Genomic DNA, 747 nt, shown 5'->3' with positions numbered 1-747 from the left:
ACCAGCAGCCCCTCCCCACTGGCCTGTCCGGCCAGGGAGGTGCCGCCCGAACGCAGGGTGACCGGCTGATGGTTGCGTGCCGCGGCGGCCAGCAGCCCGCTGACTTCCTTGGCGTCGGCGGCGATGACCACCGCCTGGGGGGTGAACAGGTAGTGCGAGGCATCAGAGGCGTAGGCGACCCGGTCAATGGAGCGGGTGCGCACCCGCGACGCGTCGGTGACGACGTTCAATACTTCCGGCGCAACGGTGCTCTCACCCAATGCTGGCGTGCTCACGGCCATGGTGTGCTCCTGTCATCTGGGGATCCAGACTACCCAAATAAGAATATTGTCTAACAAGTACACATGCCATGGTAGACCCTTGCATGCGATACTTGAACCGTCCAGGCACCAAGGCGGAAAGGAGCGCAGGTGGCGCGCTTGCAAGTGGTCTCCGTGGTTCAGGCGATCATCCGTGACCTGCGGGAGCGAATCTTCAACGGGGAACTGGCTCCGGGAACACCGCTGCGTGAAACCGAGCTGGCCGCGCGCTATGAGGTGGCCCGTCCCACCGCGAAGGCGGCCCTGGAAAACCTGGTGGCCAGCGGCCTGCTCAGCCGCAACGCCCACCAAACCGCGCGGGTGCGGGTGCTGAACGCCGATGATGCGCGGGACATTTACCGAACCCGGGGAATCATCGAGGCCGAGGCGGTGCGCCTGCTGGCCCTCGAACGCCGTGTGCCGCAGGCGCCCTGCAGGCCAACGCGGA

At 66.0% G+C, this 747-nt stretch carries 2 protein-coding genes; one reads left to right on the top strand and one right to left on the bottom strand.

Features of this window, described 5'->3' with window-relative positions:
* On the bottom strand, positions 1–281 hold a 281-nt coding region (locus tag JCM19049_RS16380), incomplete at its 3' end, for an FAD-binding protein (protein ID WP_279403449.1).
* Positions 282–410: 129 nt separating this feature from the next.
* Here JCM19049_RS16380 and JCM19049_RS16375 point away from each other — a divergent pair.
* The coding region (locus JCM19049_RS16375; protein WP_279403448.1) for a GntR family transcriptional regulator at positions 411–747 on the top strand (337 nt) is incomplete at its 3' end.

Source organism: Arthrobacter sp. JCM 19049 (assembly GCF_001310435.1).
The sequence above is the reverse complement of the archived record's forward strand: the minus strand, read 5'-3'. Positions and strand labels throughout refer to the sequence as shown.